This is a genomic window from Crossiella sp. NPDC003009 (assembly GCF_053591555.1).
In genome coordinates, this window is the sequence record NZ_JBSFUA010000026.1 from 34703 (window position 1) to 53263 (window position 18561).

The window sequence follows — 18561 nt, forward strand, 5'->3', positions numbered from 1 at the left end:
GAACGCGAACTTCTGATGGTCAACCTGGTCAACCTGGAGTCCGTGTCCAAGTCCTACGGCGTGCGGCCGTTGCTGGACGCGGTGTCCCTCGGCGTGTCCCAAGGCGACCGCATCGGCGTGGTCGGGCTCAACGGCGGTGGCAAGACCACCCTGCTGGAGGTGCTCGCCGGGGTCGAACCGCCCGACGAGGGCCGGGTCAGCCGGAGCCGGGACCTGCGGATGGCCGTGGTCACCCAGCGCAGCGAGCTGCCAGAGGGCGCCACCGTGCGGTCCCTGGTGCTGGACCCGCTGGGCTTCGCCGCCGAGCACGAGTGGGCGGCCGACCCCAAGGCGCGCAACGTGCTCGACGGGCTCGGCGTGACCGCGCTCGGCCTGGACAGCCCGCTGGCCGAGATGTCCGGTGGCGAGCGCCGCCGGGTCGCGCTGGCCGCCGCGCTGGTCCAGGAGCTGGACCTGGTGGTGCTGGACGAGCCGACCAACCACCTGGACGTGGAGGGCGTGCGCTGGCTGGCCGAGCACCTGCTCACCCGGCGCGGCGCGCTGGTGGTGGTCACCCACGACCGGTGGTTTCTGGACACCGTGTGCACCAAGACCTGGGAGGTCGTCCAGGGCAAGGTGGAGCAGTACGAGGGCGGCTACGCGGACTGGATCTTCGCCCGCGCCGAGCGCGCCAGGGTGGCCGACACCCTGGAGGAGAAGCGGCGGAACCTGGCCTGCAAGGAGCTGGCCTGGCTGCGCCGCGGCGCGCCGGCCCGCACCTCCAAGCCCCGGTACCGGATCGAGGCCGCGGAGACCCTGATCGCCGACGTGCCTCCGCCGAGGGACACCGTGGAGCTGGTCAGCTTCGCCAAGCGCCGCCTCGGCAAGACCGTGCTGGAGGTCGAGAACGTCGACCTGACCATCCCAGACCGCCCGCTGCTCACCGACGTCACCTGGCGGATCGGGCCCGGCGACCGGATCGGCCTGGTCGGGGTGAACGGCTCCGGCAAGACCACCCTGCTCAAGCTGCTCGCCGGTGAACGCGAACCCGAGGCCGGCAAACGGATCCAGGGCCAGACCGTCCGGCTGGCGCACCTGTCCCAGGAGCTGGCCGACCTGCCGCCGGCCCTGCGCGTGCTGGAAGCGGTGGAGGAGATCGCCCGGCGGGTGGTGCTGGGCAAACGCGAGATGTCCGCCTCCCAGCTGGCCGAGCTCTTCGGCTTCCCGGCGCAGCGCCAGTGGACCCCGGTCGGCGACCTCTCCGGCGGCGAGCGCCGCAGGCTCCAGCTGTGCCGCCTGCTGATGGCCGAGCCGAACGTGCTGCTGCTCGACGAGCCCACCAACGACCTGGACATCGACACCCTCCAGCAGCTGGAGGACCTGCTCGACTCCTGGCCGGGCACCCTGGTGGTGGTCAGCCACGACCGCTACCTGGTGGAACGCGTCTGCGACCAGGTGGTGGCCCTCTTCGGCGACGGCAAGATCACCCACCTGATCGGCGGCATCGAGGAGTACCTGCGCCGCCGCGAGGAAAGCGGCCAGTCCGGCCTGATCGCCCGCGCCACCCTGCCCCAGGAACCCGCCGCGCCTGCCCCGGCCGCCACCGGCCCCAGCGCCGCGGACCAGCGCGCCGCCCGCAAGGAGCTCGCCCGCCTGGAACGCCAGCTGGAGAAGCTGACCAAGCGGGAGACCGAGCTGCACGCGGCACTGGCCGAGGCGGCCACCGACCCGGCCCGGCTGCTGAAGCTGGACGCGGAGCTGCGCGCGGTGCTGGCGGAGAAGGCAGAGGTCGAGGAGCAGTGGCTGCTGGCGGCCGACACCGCCGAGTAGCCACCGCCGCTCCAACCTGTGCGCCGCCCTGGACCTGGCCGCTCCGCCGACCGCCGAGCGGCTGAGCGCGGCACTGGCCTGGCACTGGTTCCTGCGCGGCCAGTGCCACCAGGCACAGGCGGCCACCACCGGCGCCTGGCGGCCCGGTTTCGCTTTGCTCATCGGCACAACCAGCTCTGAAGAGTCCAGAGTGGACAGTCGTTGGGCACCTGGTTCCTGGTCTGGGCGCACCTGCACCTCGGCCAGACCACCGCGGCTCGGCGCGGCACTGGCCTGGCACCGCGGCCTGGCCCAGCCCTACTACGGCACCCCGCTGCTGCTGGCCGAGCTGGGCTTCATCGCCGAATGCCGGGGCGAGGCCGAGACCGCCCGCGCGCTGCACCGCGAAGGGCTGGCCATCGCCGAGGACATCGGCGAGCCGCGCGCGATCGCACTGGCCCTGGAAGGACTGGCCGGATCGGCCGAGGACCCGGCGGAGGGGGCCAGGCTGCTCGGCGAGGCCACCGCCCTGCGCGCGAGCGCGCCGCTGCCGCCTGCCGAGCGCCAGGACGTGGACCGGATCGAGCGGCGGCTGCGGGCGGCGCTGGGCTCCCGGTTCGAGGCCGAGCTCAGCGCCGGTGGTACTCGCCGATCGCCGCGCTGAAGTGGTCCGGGTCCTCCGGGCAGGTCCAGCGCGCGGTCTCGTCGGCCACCGGCGTCACCGCGTGCTCGTGGCCGGGGCAGCGCGGCGCGTCGAAGCCGCGGTGCTCGCGGACCAGCTGCTGGAGCTCCTCGGCGGCCCTGGCGGCGAACTCCGCGTCCGACTCGGCGGCGCCCGGACCGTCCCGCCCGACCACCGACTCCCAGCGCTCCGGGTAGAAGGTGACCTCGTAGAGCGCCAGGTCAGGGTGGTCGGCCATCATCTCCGCGTAGACCTTGAGGTTCGGCGTGCCGTCCGGGTCGAACTCGCTCAGGTCCGCGATCACCTTCTTGGCCGTGCCGACGACCAGTTCGGCCGTCTCAGCGGAAGATCGGTTCAGCGCCACCGGAGGACCCTAACTCGCGCTACTTTCGACGCTGTGAGCCGGTTCGTTGAGACGATGGTGGCCACCGCGGCGGCGGAGACCCAGCGCGGGATCACCACGGGAGCCCCGCAGGAGCCGATCCGCCGCACCTGGGCCGAGGTCCACCAGCAAGCCCGCCGGATCGCCGGGGCGCTGCTGGCCGCCGGGGTCGCGCCACGGGACGCGGTGGGTGTGCTGGCCGCCGACCCAGCGCTGATCGCCCAGGCGGTGCAGGGCATCTGGCTGAGCGGGGCCAGTGTGACCATGCTGCACCAGCCGACCCCGCGCACCGACCTGGTGGCCTGGGCCGCGGACACGGTGCGCACCCTCGGCATGATCAGCGCCCGCACGGTGGTGCTGGACGAGACCTTCGCCGCGCTGGCCGAACCCCTGCGGGACAACGGCATCCGGGTGCTGCCGGTGGTCGAGCTGGCCCTCGGCGCGCCTGCCGAGCCGGTGCTGGTCGCCGAGGAGGACGCGGCGCTGCTCCAGCTCACCAGCGGCTCCACCGCCGAACCCAAGGCGGTGGTGATCAGCCACGCCAACCTGATCGCCAATATCCGGGCCATGCACACCGCGGCCGGGCTGGCGCCGGAGACCGACGTGATGGTGTCCTGGCTGCCGCTGTTCCACGACATGGGCATGGTCGGCTTCCTCACCGTGCCGATGACCGTGGGCATGGAGCTGGTCAAGATCACCCCGGTGGACTTCCTGCGCTCGCCGCTGGTCTGGCCCGAGCTGATCACCACCTACCGCGGCACCATTACCGCCGCGCCCAACTTCGGCTACGCGGTCTTCGCCCGCCAACTGTCCAAAGTGGACGATCAGGACCGGTTCGACCTGTCCCGGCTGCGGATCGCGCTCAGCGGGGCCGAACCCATCGATCCCGGCGTGATGCACGAGTTCACCAAGCAGGGCGGCCGTTTCGGCATGCGCCCGGAGTGCGTGCTGTGCGCCTACGGCATGGCCGAGGCCACCCTCGCGGTGTCCTTCGCGCCGCTGGAGACCGGCGTGGCCGTGGACGAGGTGCGCGGCTTCCCGCTGCTCGGCCCGCCGCTGCCCGGCCTGGAGGTGCGCGCGGTGGGCGAGGACGGCCGGGTGCTGCCCGAGCACGAGATCGGCGAGCTCCAGGTCCGCGGCGACGCGGTGACCGCGGGCTACCTGACCGTGGACGGCCCGCTGGCCACCCAGGACGCCGAGGGCTGGCTGGCCACCGGCGACGAGGGCTACCTGGCAGGCGGCCAGGTGGTGGTCTGCGGCAGGCGCAAGGACGTGATCATCCTGGGCGGCCGCAACATCTACCCCACCGACGTGGAACGGGCCGCCTGCGCCGCCAAGGACGTGCGCGCGGGCAACGCGGTCGCGGTGCGCTGGGCGGGCAACGGGCGGGAACGGCTGGCCGTGGTGGTCGAGTCGCGCAAGGCGGGCGAGGCCGAGGTCGAGCGGCGGATCCGCAAGGACGTGGCCGCCGAGGTCGTGCACGCCCTGGGCGTGCGGCCGAACGCGGTGGTGGTGCTGCCGCCGGGAGAGCTGCCCAAGACGCCCTCGGGCAAGCTGCGCCGCAGCGAGGTGCGCGAGCGCCTGGCGGAGTGGCTGTAAGAGGCTAAAGCGCGTGGAAGCGGTTCTGCGCGGCTTCCAGGCCCTCGGCGGCCAGCGACTCGACCGCGTCCGCGCACTGGTCGATCAGGAACGCCAGCTCCTTGCGCTCCACGCTGGAGAAGTCCTTCAGCACGAAGTCGGCCGGGTCCTGGCGGCCGGGCGGGCGGCCGATGCCGAAGCGGGCCCGCAGGTAGTCCTTGGTGGCCAGCGACTTGGAGATGGACCGGAGCCCGTTGTGCCCGTTCTCGCCACCGCCGAGCTTGAGCCGGATGGTGCCGAAGGGCAGGTCCAGCTCGTCGTGCACGACCACGATCCGGGCCGGGTCGACCTTGTAGAAGCGCGCCGTGCCCGCGACCGCGCCGCCGGAGAGGTTCATGTAGGAGCGTGGCTTGGCCAGCACCACCCTGGCGCCGCCCAGCCTGCCCTCCAGGACGGCCGCGCCGCCCTTGTGCGCCTTGAACTTGCCGCCTGCCCGGCCGGCCAGCTCGTCCAGCACCAGGAAGCCGATGTTGTGCCGGTTGCCCTCGTACTGCGGGCCGGGGTTGCCCAGACCCACCACCAGCAACAGGTCGTCCTCGCTCACCGGTGTCCCTCCTCAAGATGCCAACGGCGCGCCGCCCCGGTGGGGCAGCGCGCCGTCCAGCATGATGCCCGACGTCGAGGGCTCAGCTCTCGGTGGTTTCGGCGGCGGCGGCCGTTTCCTCCGCGCCACCCTCCATCTGCTCGGCGGTCGGCGCGGCGACCACGTTGACCACGAGGGCCTCCGGGTCGATGCCCAGGGTCACGCCCTCGGGCAGGGCCACGTCCGAGGCGTGGATCTGGGTGCCCGGCTGGACGCCCGCGATCGAGACCTCGACCTGGTCGGGGATGTTCAGCGCGTCGGCCTCGACCAGGAGCTGGGAGATCTCCTGGGTGACCAGGGCACCGGGCACGGCGTCGCCGGTGATGACCAGCAGCACCTCGACGGTGACCTTCTCGCCCCGCTTGACCAGCAGCAGGTCGACGTGCTCGATGTAGTTCTTCAGCGGGTGGGTGGTGACGGTCTTGGTGAGCGCCAGTTCGTTGGCGGCACCGCCCAGGTCCAGGGTCAGCACCGCGTTGGTGCCGTGCTCACGCACGACGCGGGCGAACTCCAGGGCCGGAAGGGCTACGTGCTTCGGGTCGGAACCGTGGCCGTAAAGCACCGCGGGAATTTTTCCAGCGCGGCGGGTACGGCGAGCGGCGCCCTTGCCGAACTCGGTGCGCGGCTCTGCTGCGAGACGGACCTCGGACACGGCGATGCTCTCCTTGCATGACGTCGGGCAGAATAAATCTCAGTCGTGTGTGGTGACCTGCGGCGGCGTACCCAGCGCGGCAAAGAAATGACAACGCGCGGCGATTGAACGCCGCCGCGTCGATCACGGAGCCGCGAGAAGAACACCCTCGCCGAGGCAACCCAACCAGTGTATGCCTGTGCTGGCCGCAGGTCCCAATCGGGGGTACCGCCATCCGGGTCCTCCGGCCGGACACCCCTTACGAAACACGCGCCGGGCACCCCTGGAACGGGGCGCCCGGCGCGTGACGAAACGAGCCGGGAAGGCTCAGGCGTGACCGTCGAACAGGCTGGTCACCGAGCCGTCCTCGAACACCGCGTGGATGGCCTTGGCCAGCAGCGGGGCGATGCTGAGCACCTTCAGCCCGGGGAACTGCTTCTCCGGCGGGATGGGCAGCGTGTTGGTGAAGATGACCTCGCTGGCGCCGCACTCGGTGAGCTTCTTCGGCGCGTTGTTGCTGAGGATGCCGTGGGTGGCCGCGATGATCACGTCCGCCGCGCCCTCGGCCCGCAGCTGGTCGGCCGCCTTGGCGATGGTGCCGCCGGTGTCGACCATGTCGTCGATCACCACGCACAGCCGCCCGCGCACCTCGCCGACCACCCGGTTGGCCACCACCTCGTTCGGCTTGAGCGGGTCGCGGGTCTTGTGGATGAACGCGATCGGGCAGCCGCCGAGGGTGTCCGCCCACTTCTCCGCGAGCTTGGTGCGGCCGGAGTCGGGGGAGACGACCGTGATGTCCCGCCCCGAGTACTTCTCGCCCACGTAGTCGGCGAGCAGCCGCATCGCCAGCAGGTGGTCCACCGGACCGTCGAAGAAACCCTGGATCTGCGCGGTGTGCAGGTCCACGGTCATGATCCGGTCAGCCCCGGCCACCTTGAACAGGTCGGCGATCAGCCGGGCCGAGATCGGCTCCCGGCCGCGGTGCTTCTTGTCCTGCCTGGCGTACGGGTAGAACGGCATGATCACGGTGATCCGCTTGGCGCTGGCGCGCTTGAGCGCGTCCACCATGATCAGCTGTTCCATCACCCAGGTGTTGATCGGCTCGCAGTGGCTCTGGATGACGAACGCGTCGCACCCGCGCACCGACTCCTCGAACCGGACGAAGATCTCCCCGTTGGCGAACTCGTAGGCCGCCTGCGGGGTCACCGTCACGTCCAGGTGCTTGGCCACCTCGTCGGCCAACTCGGGGTGGCTGCGCCCGGAGAAGAGCATCAAGCTCTTCTTGGGGGTCGCCGACATCGCGCTCACGGTCATTTCACTCCCCGTTTGGCTGGTGTTTGCCCCCATCATCGCTGGTGACAGCGAGTGCTCGCGCGGCAGCATCAGCCGCGGCGGTGCCGGGGCGCTTGCGCTCCACCCATCCGGTGATGTTCCGCTGCTTGGCCCTTGCCACCGCCATGGCCCCCGGCGGCACGTCGTTGGTGATCACCGATCCGGCCGCCGTGTAAGCCCCATCGCCAATGGTCACAGGCGCGATGAACATGGTGTCCGAGCCCGTGCGGCAGTGCGAGCCGATCGTCGTGTGGTGCTTGCTGACGCCGTCGTAGTTCACGAAAACTGAAGCGGCGCCGATGTTGGAGAACTCACCGATCGTGGCGTCCCCCACGTACGTGAGATGCGGCACCTTGGAGCCCTCGCCGATGGTCGCGTTCTTGGTCTCCACGAAGGCGCCGATCTTGCCCTTGACCCCGAGCCTGCTGCCCGGCCGCAGGTAGGCGAACGGCCCGACGACAGCGTTCTCGCCGATCACCGCGCCGGAACCGTGCGTGCGGATGACCTTGGCCCCCGCCTCCACCACCGAGTCGGCCAGCGTGGTGTCCGGGCCGATCTCCGCGCCCTCACCCACCCGCACGCCCTCGCGCAGCTGCACGCCGGGGTACAGGGTGACATCGCGGGCCAGCACCACGTCCGCGTCCAGCCACACCGAGGCCGGGTCGATCACGGTGACGCCCTCGCGCATCCAGCGCTCCAGCAGCCGCCGGTTCAGCTCCGCGCCCAGCCTGGCCAGCTGCACCCGGTCGTTGACGCCCTCCACCAGCCAGGCGTCCCCGCTGACCAGCGCGCCCACCCGCAGCCCGTCGCCGCGGGCGATGGAGAGCACGTCGGTCAGGTACAGCTCGCCCTGGGCGTTGTCGGTGGACAGCCTGCCGATCGCACCGCGCAGCACGTCCGCGTCGAAGGCGTACACCCCGGAGTTGATCTCCTGGATGGCCCGCTGCGCCTCGTCGGCGTCCTTCTGCTCCACGATCGCGGTCACCACCCCGGTGGTGTCCCGCACGATCCGGCCGTAACCGGTCGGGTCGGCCACCTTCGCGGTGAGCACGGTGACCGCGTTGCCCGCGTGCCGGTGCTCGGCGAGCAGGCCGCGCAGGGTCTCCGCGTCCAGCAGCGGCACGTCGCCGTAGGTCACCACGACCACCCCGGCCAGGTCGGCCGGCAGCGCCTCCAGCGCGCAGCTGACCGCGTGCCCGGTGCCGTTCTGCTGTTCCTGCACCGCGGTCCGGATCTCCCGGTCCAGCGCCTTGCCGACGGTGTCGAGGTGGTCCCGCACCGCCTGCCTGCCGTGCCCGACCACCACCGCGAGGTGGTCGGGGCCCAGCTCGGCCGCGGCGCGCACCGCGTGTTCGACGAGGGTGCGACCGGCCAGCCGGTGCAGCACCTTCGGGGTGGCCGAGCGCATGCGGGTGCCTTCGCCTGCGGCGAGCACGATCGCGGTGATGGGGCCGACGTCGCCCTGGAGCATGGGGTGGATCTCCCTGCCTGCCGTCGTGTGGAAGTCGAGGTGCGGACCACCCCGCGACGGGGGGCCGCGCCCCGACGATCCTACGGGGCGACCGGCGGGAGCAGTCCTGGGTGGCTGTAGCTGTCCAGGGGGCCCTCGGCCGGGCCGCCGGAGACCCGGTTGCCGCCCTCGCGCTTGGCGCAGTACATCGCCGAGTCCGCCCTGGACAAAGCCTGACCTGGGCTTTCCTGCGGGAACACGGCGACAACGCCGATGGAGAGGGTGACCCCTCTGGACAGGTGCGCCGGCAGCCGGTCCACCGCGTCCACCGCGCGGTTCAGCGCGGCCTCGGCGGCCGAGATGGGCGCGCCCGGCAGCAGCACCACGAACTCGTCGCCGCCGTAGCGGGCCACCAGGTCGTCCCCGCGCAGCGCGTCCCTGATCGTGCTGGCCACCGCGCGCAGCACGTCGTCGCCCTCGGCGTGGGAGTACCGGTCGTTGACGCCCTTGAACCCGTCCAGGTCGATCAGCGCGATGGACAGCGGGTAGGCGCCCGGCGCGTTGAACAGGGTGTCCATCCGCTCGTCCAGCGCGCGCCGGTTGGGCAGGCCGGTGAGCGGGTCCTGCAGCGCCTGCTGGGCCATCGCGCCGTGCTTGCGGGTCAGCCGCTCGTGGTCCAGCCGGGTGCGCAGGGTGGACTCACGGGTGCGGGCCAGCCCCCACAGCTCGTTCTCCAGCTCGTTGGCGTACTCCGAGAGCGCGGTGTTGGTGGCCCTGGAGTCCGGCCCGGACAGCCGGGCGAACTCGCGCACCAGGCACAGCCGCAGCGAGGGCTCCGAGGTGTCGTGCTCCAGCTGCATGCGCACCTTGGTCAGCGCGGAGAGCGCCTCCTCGTGCCGGTCGCCCTCGGCGAGGGAGCGGGCCAGCGCGATCGAGGTCATGATCAGCTCGGGCGGGTACATGGACACGTCGAGCAGCTCCTTGAGCCGGTCCACGTGCTCAAGCCCTGGCCGGGCCAGCGCGTGCGCGGCGCCCAGCACCGGCACCTGGGCGGCCGCGGGCAGGTCGGTGCGGCGCGGGAACAGCGACTCCCGCCACGGCCCCTCCACCGCGACCGCGATGGCCGAGGCGGTGGCGAAGCGGTCCACCGCGTCCTCGTCCTTGTCCACCCGCTCCAGCCGCAGGCCCCAGCCCAGTTGCAGCCGGACCCGGTTGATCAGGTGCACCGCGATGTCGTGCGGGCCGCCGGAGTGCCGGATGTGCTGGTTGGCCTTGGCCAGCTCCCGGTCGGCCATGTCGTAGACGCCGAGCTGGGTGAGCACCAGGCCGATGTCGACCAGCGCGGAGACCAGCAGCCGGTCCCATTGGCGGCGCGGCAGCAGCGCGTCGGGCGCCGGTTCGTCGTCGAGCATGGCCAGCGCCTTGGCGATGGAGGAGAGCGCGGCGTCCTCGCGGTCGGCCATCAGCGCGCGGCGGCCGGACAGCGCGTGCGCGTCGGCCTCCAGCACGAGCAGCCCGTGCCTGCGGGTGTGCGCGATCATCTCCTCCAGCAACGGCTCCGCGTCGTCGGCGATGCTGGGGGTGACCAGGCGGACCACGGCGGCGCAGCGCAGGATCTCGCCGACCATCCAGGGCTCACCGCGCCGCTGGGCCTCGGTGAGCAGCTCGTCGGTCTCCTGGGCGGCGTTGAGCTGGGTGCCCAGCTCGCTGTTCTGCGCGACGGCGGACAGTTCGCGGGCACGCCCCACCAACCACGCTTCGGAGAGCTCAGAACGCGTGGGCAAGGGGCCGTCCCGCCTGTCGACCGTTTCCGAGGACAGTGGCGCACACCCCCTTACTGACGTGTCGCATAGCCGCCGGTTGTCCACCGTTCGGGTTGGACCCTCCCCCGAGTCCGCACCGCTCCGCCGCCAGGATTCGAACCTGGACCATCGGAACCAAAATCCGAGGTGCTGCCGTTACACCACGGCGGATCACGGACACCGGCTGCGCGTCCGCCCGGACATCGTTACATATCCGGCCCGCGCGCTGTGACATCCGGCTGGGTTTGCCACAAATGAACATCAGGTTGGCGACTTCCGGACCGTGGCCCCGGGGCGGTCGCCGCGCAGGTCAGGCCGGGGGCAGGGCGAGCGTCCGGCTGAGGAAGCCGCTGATCCGCTGCTCGTACGCGGCGGGGTCGAGGTTCCACGCGGCCACGTGGTCGGCGCCGGGCACCTCCTGGTACTCCAGCGGCCAGCCCAGCCGCCTGGCCTGTTCGGCCAGGTCGCGGCTGGCCTGCACGGGCACCGTGCCGTCGGCCGCGCCGTGGATGAGCAGGGTGGGCGGCTTGGTCGCGGGCGGGCGCTCGATCAGCTCCAGCCGGTCGAAGTCGATGCCGGAGCGCCAGCGGGAGACCAGCTCCGCGATCGGGGTCAGGAACTGCGGCAGGCCCCGCTCGCCGGCCTGCCAGTCCAGGGTCTTCCGCCAGCTCAGCACGGGTGCGTCCAGCACGACCGCGGCCACCTGCCCGGCCAGCGGGGAGCGGGCCAGCAGCTGGCCGACGATCGCCCCGCCCATCGAGTAACCGAACAGCACCACCCGGCGGGCCCCGTTCCGCAACGCGAACCGCACCGCCTCTTCCGCGTCCCGCCATTCTGAGTCACCCAGGTGATACAGCCCATCGGGTGAAATTGGCGCGCCTTTGTCATTGCGGTAAGTAACCGAAAGACTGGCCAATCCGAGTTTCCGGAGTGCCGGCACCACCCGCAGCGTCTCGTCCCTGCTGGCGCCCCGCCCGTGCACCTGCACCACCCACAGCCCGGTGTCCTTGGCGGGCTCCGGCCGCACCAGCCAGGCCGGCATCGGGCCCAGCTCGGAGGCCACGGACACGGTGCTGAAGTCCAGCCCGAGGGCCTGCTTGGGATCGCCGTTGAACACGTCGTTGTCGAAGCGCACCTTGGTGCCGACCGGCACCGCCACGCCGCCGACGAGCTGCCGCTCCACCTGCTCGCCGGAGCGCCGGGTGATCTCGCCGACCCTGGCCGCGCCACCCGGCCAGACCAGCGTGAACGTGCCCGGCTGCCGGGAGTTCTCGGTGTCCGCCAGGGTCACCGTCGCGCTGGTGCTGGCCAGCACGGTGTCCCGGAACTGCGGTTCACCCGAGTAGGGGACGAGCAGTTCCCCGCTGTAGTACCAGCCGACCGCGCCCGCGCCCACGGTGAGCGTGAGCAGGGTGGCCAGGACCGCCGCCACGATCCGCCGTCCGGTGCGGCGGGGGCGGGGCGGCGCGGCCGGCGGGTCCAGGCGGACCGAGGTGTTCTCCACCAGCGCATTGTCCTGATCAAGTCCAGCTAGCGCCGTTCAGGTGAGCTTGGGGTCAGATCGGCGTGAACCGACACGCCCGGGGAACCAGACACACCGAGACCTGTGCCACGAGGTCTGGCGAGTTGGGTTGGCCTTACTTACGCTGGCGTAAGTTACGGTTCCGTAAGTTGGGTGCCGAACCGCCTCGACCTTCCCCCACATCGCTGAGGTAGCTATCGAATGACGACCACCGTCGAGACTCCCACCACCACCGAGGACGCCACGCGCGGCCCCAAGCCGATGCTGGGCGCACCGCGCTCCACCACCGCGCACATCACCATCTGTGCCTTCGTGATCCTGCCGACCCTGGCGCTGATCGCGGCCGTGCCGCTGGCCTGGGGGTGGGGACTCGGCTGGGTGGACATCGGCCTCGCCGTGTTCTTCTACTACCTGTCCGGCCTCGGCGTGACGATCGGTTTCCACCGGCACTTCACGCACGGCTCGTTCAAGGCCAAACGCCCACTGCGGATCGGCCTGGCCGTGGCCGGGATGATGGCGGTGCAGGGCTCGATCCTGCACTGGGTGGCCGACCACCGGCGGCACCACGCCTTCTCCGACAAGGAGGGCGACCCGCACTCGCCGTGGCTGCACGGCACCACGCCGTGGGGCCTGACCAAGGGCTTCTGGCACGCGCACATGGGCTGGACGCTCAACCGGGACAAGACCAACGCCGAGCGGTTCGCGCCTGATCTGCTCGCGGACAAGGACATCCGCTCGGTCGACCGGTTCTTCTTCCTGTTCACCCTGCTCACTTTTGTGCTGCCGGGCGTGCTGGGTGGCTTGATCACCTGGTCCTGGTGGGGGGCGCTGACCGCGTTCTTCTGGGCGGGCATCGTCCGGGTCGGCTTCCTGCACCACGTGACCTGGTCGACCAACTCGATCTGCCACCTGATCGGCGACCGGCCGTTCAAGTCCAAGGACAAGGCGGCCAACTTCTGGCCGCTGGCCATCCTGAGCTTCGGCGAGTCCTGGCACAACCTGCACCACGCTGACCCGACCTGCGCCCGGCATGGGGTGCGGAAGTGGCAGCTGGACACCTCGGCTCGGATCATCTGGATCTTCGAGAAGCTCGGGTGGGCTTACTCGGTGCGGTGGCCGACGGAGCAGCGGCTGGCGCGGATCACGGTGACCGAGCAGTGACATTGGCGTGCTCCGCACGCGAGATTTTTCGCTCTTGAGTCGCCTCGTCGGCGACGCGAAGAATCAACCCCACCGCCAGTGAAGAGCCCGGCGTGTCGCTGGCGCGCCACGCCTGTTTCGCAGCAAGGCGGCCGGTGTCCGTTTGGGGGCGGTCGTACCGGCAGTTTTGGGTTGGCGGCCCAGTTCACGAGTGGCGTGAACTGGGCCGCCGACGTCTTGTGGGCGGGAAAGCATCTAGGGTGGGAGTGATGGCAGCACGACGACGCGAGCGGGCGCAGACGGATGTCGCCGCAGCGCGCCCGCCAGCGCGTGTGCGTATGACCGGCAAGGAGCGGCGGCAACAGCTGCTCGAGGTCGGTAGGGCGTTGTTCGCCGAAAAGGGCTACGACGCGGCCAGCATCGAGGAGATCGCGCACCGCGCCGGGGTGTCCAAGCCGGTGGTGTACGAGCACTTCGGTGGCAAGGAAGGGCTCTACGCGGTGGTCGTGGACCGCGAGATGGACCTCCTGCTGGAAGGCGTCATCGGCGCGCTCTCCCAAGCCACGCACCCCCGTGAGCTGCTCGAACACGCCGCCACCGCGTTGCTGGACTACATCGAGGAGTCCACCGACGGGTTCCGCATCCTGGTCCGCGACTCACCGGTGGCCAGTGCGACCGGCAGCTTCTCCAGCCTGCTCAACGACATCGCCAGCCAGGTCGAGCACATCCTCGGCCTGCACTTCTCCGCGCGCGGCTACGACCCCAAGCTGGCCGGGCTCTACGCCCAGGCGCTGGTCGGCATGGTCGCGCTCACCGGGCAGTGGTGGCTGGAGGTGCGCAAGCCCAAGAAGGAAGAGGTGGCCGCGCACCTGGTCAACCTGTCCTGGAAGGGTTTGTCACACCTGGACCCGGCGCCCAAGCTGACCATCTCTCGGTAACTTGACCGGGTGTTCGCGCCCCTGCGGTACCCCGCGTTCCGGCTGCTGACCGCGGGACGGGTGATCACTCAGCTGGGTGACTCGGTAGCCACCATCGCGCTGGCCTTCGCCGTGCTCGACCTCACCGGCTCGGTCGTCTCCCTCGGGCTGATCGTGGGCCTGCGCTCGTTCATGTCCGTGCTTTCCCTGCTCTTCGGCGGGGTGGTCGCGGACCGGCTACCCCGGCACTTGGTGCTGGTGGGCAGCAGCGCGGTGAGCGCGCTCAGCCAGGGCGCGCTGGCCTTCCTGGTGATCACCGCCTCGGCCACGGTGCCGTTGGTGGCGGTGCTGGCCGCGATCAACGGCGTGGCGGTGGCCTTCTCCTGGCCCGCCTCGGCCGCGATCACCCCGCAGACCGCGCCGGCGAAGTCCTGGCAGCAGGCCAACGCGCTGGTCCGGCTCGGCGTCAGCAGCAGCAAGATCGTCGGCGCTTCGGCTGGCGGGCTGCTGGTCGCGGTGGTCGGGCCGGGCTGGGGGCTGGCGCTGGACGCGCTGACCTTCGCGCTGGCCGGGCTGTGCTTCCTGCTGATCCGGGTGCCCAGGGCCGCGCCCGCCACCGAGCGCACCAGCATGGTCCGGGAGCTGGCCGAGGGCTGGCGGGAGTTCGTCTCCCGGCGCTGGGTCTGGGTGGTGGTGGTCGGGTTCATGTTCCTCAACGCGGCCGTGGTCGGCGTGCTCCAGGTGCTCGGCCCCGCGGTGGCCGACGCCACCATCGGCCGCTCGGCCTGGGGGCTGGTGCTGGCCGCGCAGACCGCTGGCATGGCGGTGGGCGCGGTGATCGCGATGCGGCTGCGGGTGCGCAGGCTGCTGTTCATCGGCTGCGCCTGCATGCTGCTGGACGTGGTGCTGCCGCTGACCCTGGCGATCAGCCCGCAGACCTGGACGCTGGTGATCATGGCCTTCCTGGCCGGGGTCGGGCTGGAGCAGTTCGGGGTGGCCTGGGAGACCTCGATGCAGCAGCACATCCCGGCCGACCGGCTGGCCAGGGTGTACTCCTACGACGCGATCGGCTCCTTCCTCGCGGTGCCCATAGGTGAGATCGCGATCGGACCGGCCGCGCACGCCTTCGGGGTCACCGAGACGCTGTTCGCCGCGGCCGGGGTGATCGCGCTGGCCACGCTGTTCATGCTGGCCAGCCGCAGTGTGCGCGGGCTGCGCAACACCTCGCCCGCGCTCAGCGCCGGGTGATCCGCAGCAGCTTGTCCCCGGTGCCGTTGCTGGTGGTCACGTACAGCGCGCCGTCGGGGCCGCGCCGGGCCGCGCGCAACCGGCCGTGCGTGTCGTCCAGCTCCTTGGGCGCGGCCACCGACTTGACCGCGCCCGCCTCGTCCAGGCTGAGCAGCAGCAGCTTGCTGCCCTTGAGCGTGGTCATGGCCAGCACGCCGTCCAGCTCGCCCCAGTCCGCGCCGCTGAGGAAGTCCGCCGCGCACACCGCCACGGTGCTCGCGCCCGAGCTCCACACCGCGGGCACCGCGTCCGGGAACCGCTCCGTGTCGGTCATCGGCACGCTCTCGTCATAGCTGGTCACCGTGCCGCCCTGGGACGGGTCCCAGCCGTAGTTCGCGCCCGCCTTGACCAGGTTGACCTCGTCGTCGCGGGTCGGCCCGTGCTCGGCGGCGAAGACCTGGTCCCCGCCCGGCCGCACCGCCAGGCCCTGCACGTTGCGGTGCCCGAAGCTGTAGATCAGCCGCTCCCTGGCGTTGCCGGAGGCGGCGAAAGGGTTGCCCGGCGCGGGCGCGCCGGTGTTCAGGTCGATCCGCAGCACCTTGCCGCCCAGCCCCTGCCGGTCCTGCGCGGCCGCGGGCTGTGCCGCGTCGCCGGTGCCGACCAGCAGCGCGCCGTCGGGGGCCAGCTGGAGGCGGCAGCCGGAGTGCCGCCCGCTGCTGATCACCGGCAGTCCGATGAGCAGCGGTTCCGGGTTCTTGGTGGCGCTGCGGCCGTCCGCGGCCAGCGTCCAGGTGACCAGGCGGACGTCCACCGCCCGGTCGCCCTGCTGGTGGGTCTGACAGGTGGTGAACTTGCGCGAGGTGGCGAAGTCCGGGTGCACCACCAGGCCCATCAGCCCACCCTCGCCGCGCACCAGCACGTCGGCGAAGTCGGCGCTGACCTCGGTGGCGGTGGCCCCCGGCTTGGACTCGGACAGCAGGGTGAGCCGTCCGGGCCGCTGGCTGACCAGCACCTGGCCGCCGGGCAGGAAGCCGATCTCCCAGCCGTGCGTGAGCTTGTCGGTGACCACCTCCACCGCCAGGCCCGGCGCGGGCGAGGTGGACGGCGCGGTGCCGCCCACCCCGCCCGCGCAGCCCGCCGTGAGCAGGACCGCCACACCGATGACCGCGAGCCGCGAGTTCATGCGCCCCAGGGTGCGGCATCGGCTGTGGCCTCGCCGTGAACGCCGGTGCGGCTCAGGCGTAGTAGTTGATCGTGGCGCGCAGCGCGGGCGTGCCGCCCTCGCAGTGCTGCTCCACGGTCGCGGCCAGCGCCTTGACCGTGCCGTCCGGGTTGGTCACCAGCTCGGTGATCTCGAACGAACCGCTGATCTTGTTGCAGCCGCGCCCGTTGCCGCCGATGTCGATGCCGGGGTGCCCGTCCTCGCGGAAGGAGGCCCGCTGCGCGTCGAGGTACTTGCCCACCTTCAGCGACTCACCGCGCGGGGCGGCCAGCTCCACCCGCCAGCCGTCGCGCTGCCCGGAGACGCCCAGGCTCAGGCCGTTGGCCACGGTGCCGCTCATGGTGAACACCGTGGTGGAGCCGGAGTACGCCTTGCTCGCGCCGCCGCCGACCCAGTCGCCCGGGTCGCTGGCGAACTTGTAGCCCAGCGGGAAGGCCTGGTATTTCACCTTGCCCTTGAGCGCGGGCGCGTCCGGGCCCTCGCAGTTCTGGGTGAAGCTGGCCTCCAGCACGCTGACCGCGCCGCTGCTGTCGGCCTCGATCTGGTCGATGGCGAACTGGCCCCAGACCTGGTTGCAGCCGCGGCCGGTGCCGCCCACGTCCAGGCCGGGCGCGCGCCCGGTGCGGAACGGGGCGCGTTCGGCGTCGCGGTAGACCCCCGGCCGCAGGCGTTCGCCCTTCGGTGCGGCCAGCGTGACCGACCACCACTCGCGGCCGTCGGCGGAGTCCACGGACAGCGTCAGGTACTCGGCGTTGCCGGTGAACCGGAACTTGTCAGTCGGCGCCTGGTAGGAACGGGTCTGGCCGCCGCCGACCCAGTCGCCGGACTGGCTGACGAACTCGTAGGAGCTGACCGCCGTGCGCTCGGCGGCCTTCTTCGGGGCGGCCAGCGCGGCGGTGGCGGTCAGCAGACCGGCGGCGGCTACCGCGACGGTCACCCCGACTCCGCGCAGCACGACCCGGCCCCATGGTGTGGCAGACATGTGTGCCCTTTCCCCAGTGTTCCCCCCGGCTTCTGCCGGACCGCTCGAAATTAGCGACGAGGTCCGACAAACCGGTAGGGCACAACGGATGGCGCGTGGCAGGCTGCACTGGTGACACCCACGTTCGTGCTCGTGCACGGCTCCAACGCGAACTCCTTCAGCTGGTCGGCCGTGCAGCGGGAACTCGCGCTGCGCGGGCACCGTTCGCTCGCCGTCGACCTGCCGGGGCACGGCTTCCAGGCCGGGTTCGTCCCGGCGTACCAGGCCCCGCAGGACCTCGCCGCGTTCGCGGCCGCGCCCTCGCCGATGACCTCGGTGACGCTGGCGGACTACGTCGAGCACACCGTCGCGGTGGTGCGCAGGGCCGCCGAGCACGGGCCGGTGATCCTGGCCGGGCACAGCCTCGGCGGGTTCACCCTCGGCGGCGTGGGCAACGCGGTGCCCGAGCTGCTGGACCGGATCGTCTACCTCTCCGCCTGGTGCTGCACCCGGCCGGTCGCCGACTACCTGAGCGCCCCGGAGTACGCGGACAGCCTGGCCGCCGCGGTCGGCGCGCACGTGCTCGCGGCCGACCCGATGACGGCCGGGGTGATCCGGATGAACTGGCGAACCGCCGACCCCGAGGCGCTAGCCGCGCTGCACGAGGCCATGTTCGCCGAGGGCACCGAGGCCGAGTTCCTGGCCGCGCTGAACACCCTGGACCCGGACGAGTCGCTGCACATCACCCAGGGCGACACCGGCCTGGACCCGGCGACCTGGGGCCGGGTGCCACGCAGCTACATCCGGCTGGCCGACGACCGGCTGCACCCGCCCGCCTGGCAGGACCTGTTCATCGCGGACGCGGACGCGGCCAACCCGGAGCACCCCTTCGACGTGCACACCGCCGCGGGCAGCCACATTGGCTTCCTGTCCCGCCCGGACGAGGTGGTGGGCATCCTGGACTCGCTGGTCCGGCGATGAGGACCATCGCGTGGAACTTCAAGCGGATGGGGCGGGCGCTCATCCGGTACTGGTGGCGGATCCCGGTGCTGGTCGGCGTGCTGGCGACCAGCTTGCTGCTCAATCATTACTACTGCGAAGGATTCAATCCCGGCCACCTGATCGCTGCCGGGCTGGCGCCGGGGCTGGTCGAGTGGTGGGTCGCGACCGACGAGCGCGCGAGCGACAAGCGCGCGGCAGACGTAGGCTGACCAACGAGACCCCTCCCCGGGGGCGCTGATCCCGGGCAGAGGTCTGTCTCGCGTTCGAACACCGAGGGGACCG

17 protein-coding genes and 1 tRNA gene are annotated in these 18561 nt (G+C 71.6%); 8 read left to right on the forward strand and 10 right to left on the reverse strand.

Going from position 1 to position 18561, the window contains the following annotated elements; translation table 11 throughout:
- Positions 1–15 precede the first annotated feature (15 nt).
- On the forward strand, positions 16–1809 hold the full coding sequence (locus ACWDY5_RS24900; protein WP_449724573.1) for an ABC-F family ATP-binding cassette domain-containing protein: 1794 nt from the start codon (positions 16–18) through the stop codon (positions 1807–1809).
- 190 nt (positions 1810–1999) lie between these two features.
- The gene (locus ACWDY5_RS24905; RefSeq protein WP_449724574.1) at positions 2000–2452 is read left to right on the forward strand and encodes a hypothetical protein; all 453 of its coding nucleotides are present in this window, start codon (positions 2000–2002) and stop codon (positions 2450–2452) included.
- On the opposite strand, the gene ACWDY5_RS24910 is transcribed toward ACWDY5_RS24905, so the two are convergent.
- Entirely contained in the window at positions 2418–2834 is a 417-nt protein-coding gene (locus ACWDY5_RS24910) for a hypothetical protein (protein ID WP_449724575.1), read from the reverse strand. The genes ACWDY5_RS24905 and ACWDY5_RS24910 overlap by 35 nt on opposite strands.
- Positions 2835–2867: 33 nt before the next feature.
- On the opposite strand from ACWDY5_RS24910, the gene ACWDY5_RS24915 reads away from it, so the two are divergent.
- Positions 2868–4451: a fatty acyl-AMP ligase gene (locus tag ACWDY5_RS24915; RefSeq protein ID WP_449724576.1), complete on the forward strand. Its 1584-nt coding sequence runs from the start codon at positions 2868–2870 to the stop codon at positions 4449–4451.
- 4 nt (positions 4452–4455) lie between these two features.
- On the opposite strand, the gene pth is transcribed toward ACWDY5_RS24915, so the two are convergent.
- The 7 genes from pth to ACWDY5_RS24950 all read right to left on the reverse strand — a co-directional run bounded on the left by pth (position 4456) and on the right by ACWDY5_RS24950 (position 11792).
- On the reverse strand, positions 4456–5034 hold the full coding sequence (gene pth / locus ACWDY5_RS24920; protein WP_252481258.1) for an aminoacyl-tRNA hydrolase: 579 nt from the start codon (positions 5032–5034) through the stop codon (positions 4456–4458).
- Between the two features lie 82 nt (positions 5035–5116).
- Positions 5117–5725 carry a 50S ribosomal protein L25/general stress protein Ctc gene (locus ACWDY5_RS24925; protein WP_449724577.1) on the reverse strand — a complete coding sequence of 203 codons (609 nt, stop codon included), beginning with the start codon at positions 5723–5725 and terminating at the stop codon, positions 5117–5119.
- 306 nt (positions 5726–6031) lie between these two features.
- A complete protein-coding gene (locus ACWDY5_RS24930) occupies positions 6032–7003 on the reverse strand; it encodes a ribose-phosphate diphosphokinase (protein ID WP_252481256.1) in 972 nt (323 codons plus the stop codon).
- A gap of 16 nt (positions 7004–7019) precedes the next feature.
- Entirely contained in the window at positions 7020–8507 is a 1488-nt protein-coding gene (gene glmU, locus ACWDY5_RS24935; RefSeq protein WP_449724578.1) for a bifunctional UDP-N-acetylglucosamine diphosphorylase/glucosamine-1-phosphate N-acetyltransferase GlmU, read from the reverse strand.
- A gap of 80 nt (positions 8508–8587) precedes the next feature.
- Entirely contained in the window at positions 8588–10234 is a 1647-nt protein-coding gene (locus tag ACWDY5_RS24940; protein WP_449724579.1) for a diguanylate cyclase, read from the reverse strand.
- A gap of 154 nt (positions 10235–10388) precedes the next feature.
- Positions 10389–10459: transfer RNA gene (locus ACWDY5_RS24945), tRNA-Gln, on the reverse strand.
- 139 nt (positions 10460–10598) lie between these two features.
- Positions 10599–11792, reverse strand: a complete 1194-nt coding sequence (locus ACWDY5_RS24950; RefSeq protein WP_449724580.1) for an alpha/beta hydrolase family protein — start codon at positions 11790–11792, stop codon at positions 10599–10601.
- 219 nt (positions 11793–12011) lie between these two features.
- On the opposite strand from ACWDY5_RS24950, the gene ACWDY5_RS24955 reads away from it, so the two are divergent.
- The 3 genes from ACWDY5_RS24955 (at position 12012) to ACWDY5_RS24965 (ending at position 15115) form a co-directional block, all read left to right on the forward strand.
- Positions 12012–12971, forward strand: a complete 960-nt coding sequence (locus ACWDY5_RS24955) for an acyl-CoA desaturase (protein WP_449724581.1) — start codon at positions 12012–12014, stop codon at positions 12969–12971.
- 317 nt (positions 12972–13288) lie between these two features.
- Complete coding sequence (locus ACWDY5_RS24960) at positions 13289–13888, forward strand: TetR/AcrR family transcriptional regulator (RefSeq protein ID WP_252481303.1); 600 nt, start codon at positions 13289–13291, stop codon at positions 13886–13888.
- A gap of 9 nt (positions 13889–13897) precedes the next feature.
- Positions 13898–15115 (forward strand): MFS transporter, encoded by a 1218-nt coding sequence (locus ACWDY5_RS24965; RefSeq protein WP_449724582.1) that lies wholly within the window; start codon positions 13898–13900, stop codon positions 15113–15115.
- Here the strand turns inward: ACWDY5_RS24965 and ACWDY5_RS24970 are convergent.
- Both ACWDY5_RS24970 and ACWDY5_RS24975 read right to left on the reverse strand, forming a co-directional pair.
- Complete coding sequence (locus ACWDY5_RS24970) at positions 15102–16277, reverse strand: PQQ-dependent sugar dehydrogenase (RefSeq protein ID WP_449724583.1); 1176 nt, start codon at positions 16275–16277, stop codon at positions 15102–15104. The genes ACWDY5_RS24965 and ACWDY5_RS24970 overlap by 14 nt on opposite strands.
- Positions 16278–16329: 52 nt before the next feature.
- Entirely contained in the window at positions 16330–17298 is a 969-nt protein-coding gene (locus tag ACWDY5_RS24975; protein ID WP_449724584.1) for a hypothetical protein, read from the reverse strand.
- A 111-nt stretch (positions 17299–17409) separates the two neighbouring features.
- On the opposite strand from ACWDY5_RS24975, the gene ACWDY5_RS24980 reads away from it, so the two are divergent.
- The gene (locus ACWDY5_RS24980) at positions 17410–18258 is read left to right on the forward strand and encodes an alpha/beta hydrolase (RefSeq protein WP_449724585.1); all 849 of its coding nucleotides are present in this window, start codon (positions 17410–17412) and stop codon (positions 18256–18258) included.
- The gene (locus tag ACWDY5_RS24985) at positions 18255–18488 is read left to right on the forward strand and encodes a hypothetical protein (RefSeq protein WP_449724586.1); all 234 of its coding nucleotides are present in this window, start codon (positions 18255–18257) and stop codon (positions 18486–18488) included. The genes ACWDY5_RS24980 and ACWDY5_RS24985 overlap by 4 nt, the downstream gene beginning before the upstream one ends.
- The last annotated feature ends 73 nt before the right edge of the window (positions 18489–18561 follow it).